Raw genomic sequence first — 2,413 nt, 5'->3', positions numbered from 1 at the left:
GTCGTCTCCGTCGGACCGTACGCGTTGATCATCCGGCGCCCGGGGGCCCACCGGGCCACCAGCTCCGCCGTGCAGGCCTCACCCGCCACCACCAGAGTGGCGGCCGTGACGTCGGCCCCGTCCAGCGCCGCCAGCGCCGAGGGCGGCAGTGTCACATGGGTGATGTCGAGCCGGCGGTCCGTCAGGGCCTCCAGCGGGGCCTCGGACGGGGCCAGGACGAGGGCGGCACCGGTGAGCAGGGCGCCGCACAGGTCCCAGAACGACGCGTCGAAGCTGGGCGAGGCGAACTGGAGCACCCGGCTGCCCGGCGCCACCCCTAGCCTCTCGACCTGCGCCGCCACCAGGCCCGCCACACCGCCGTGGCTCACCATGACGCCCTTGGGGCGGCCGGTGGAGCCGGAGGTGTAGATCACGTACGCCGGGTGCCGGACGTCGAGTGCGATCTGTGGGTCGGTGTCCGGCCGGTCGCCCGCGTCGACCATGGCCGGGTCGTCGACCGTCACGGTCGGGCGGGCGTCGTCCAGCATGAACGCGATCCGTGACTCGGGATACGTCGGGTCGACCGGCAGGTAGGCGGCTCCGGCCTTCAGTACGCCCAGGACCGCCACGACGGACTCCGGCGACCGGGGCAGGGCGACCGCCACGGTCTGCTCCGGGCCCACGCCCCGGGCGATCAGCTCGTGTGCGAACCGGTTCGCCCGCGCGTTCAGCTGACGGTACGTCAACTCGACTTCACCGCACACGAGCGCGGTCCCGTCCGGTGTCGCCGCCACCTGCGCGGCGAGCATCTCCGGCAGGCTCGTGACGGCGGCCCCGCTCCCGGCGGCGGGCAGCAGCTCGCGGCGCTCCTCGTCGGACAGCAGGTCGATCCCGCCGATCGGCCGGTCCGGAGCGGCCGCGACCGCGGCCAGCAGCCGGGTCCACCGGGCGAAGAGGGTCTCCACCGTGGAACGGTCGAACAGGTCGGTGCTGAACTCGACCGCACCGCTGAGGCCGGCCGGAGTGCCGTCGGACCCGTGCTGCTCCGCCAGGCCGAAGGTCAGGTCGAGCCGGGAGGTCCCGGTGGGCACGGCCACCCCGGTGGCCCTCAGGCCGGGCAGCTCGAAGTCGCCGCCCGGCGCGTTCTGCACGACCAGTCCGGTCTGGAACAGCGGATGGTGGGACAGGGATCGGGACGGGTTCAGCGCCTCCACGAGCTGTTCGAAGGGCACGTCCTGGTGCGCGTACGCCGACAGCGCCGTCTCGCGTACCCGCCCCAGCAGTTCGGTGAAGCTCGGATCTCCGCCGGTGTCGGTGCGCAGTACCAGGGTGTTCACGAAGAACCCGACCAGGTCGTCCAGCGCTTCGTCCGTGCGTCCCGCGATCGGGCTTCCGATCGGGATGTCCGTCCCTGCGCCCAGCCGTGTGTACAGCGCCGCCAGCGCAGCCTGAAGCACCATGAACAGACTGCTGCCGGTGCGCCGCGCCAACTTCACCAGGGCGGCGTGCAGTTCGGCGTCGATCCGGACGTCCAGCAGGTCGCCGCGGTACGACATGGCGGCTGGACGCGGCCGGTCGACGGGCAGGTGCAACTGGTCGGGCAGCCCGGCCAGCGCCTCGGTCCAGTAGGCGACCTGGCACGCGAACACACTGTCCGCGTCGTGCTCGTCGCCGAGGATCTCGTGCTGCCACAGGGTGTAGTCGCCGTACGTCACCGGAAGCGGTGACCACTCGGGCGCCCCACCGCCCCGCCGGGTGGCGTAGGCCGCGGCGAGGTCGCGGGCCAGCGGGCCCATGGACCAGCCGTCACCCGCGATGTGGTGCAGCACCAGCAGCAGTACGTGCTCCTGCGGCCCGACCTCGAACAGCTCCACCCGCAGCGGCAGTTCCGACGTCAGGTCGAACGCCCGCACCGCCGCCTCGCGCAGCAGGGCCGGAACCTCCGCCTCGCCGACCGTGTGCCCGGCCAGCGGGACGGGGGCCTCGGTGGCGTCCAGCACCCGCTGGTGCGGAACGCCGTCGGTGTGCGGGAAGACCGTGCGCAGGGTCTCGTGCCGGGCCACCAGGTCGGCGAGCGCGGTACTCAGCGCGGCCCGGTCGAGGTCGCCGGACAGCCGCAGGGCGAGCGGCATGTGGTAGGTGGCGCTCGGCGTCCCGAACCGCTGGAGGAACCAGAGCCGGCGCTGCGCGAACGACAGCGGCATGGGCTCGCGGCGGGGCCGGGGGACGAGGGCCTGCCGCGCGGTGCCGGCGTCGTGCAGCCCGGCCGCGAGCCCGGCGGGCGTCGGCGTCCGGAACAGGCTGCGCAGCTCCAGCTCGACACCTAGGGTCGCCCGGACCCGCGAGACCAGCCGGGTGGCGAGCAGGGAGTGCCCGCCCAGGTCGAAGAAGTTGTCGTCGGCCCAGACCCGCGACGCGCCCAGCACCTCGGCGA

General features: G+C 73.7%; 1 protein-coding gene. It reads right to left on the bottom strand.

The window, feature by feature from the left end; all coding sequences use genetic code 11:
- A partial coding sequence (locus ACWEBX_RS39200) for a condensation domain-containing protein (protein WP_451889479.1) occupies positions 1-2,413 on the bottom strand: 2,413 nt, incomplete at both ends.

It is taken from the genome of Streptomyces sp. NPDC005070 (genome assembly GCF_053600395.1).
The sequence above is the reverse complement of the archived record's forward strand: the minus strand, read 5'-3'. Positions and strand labels throughout refer to the sequence as shown.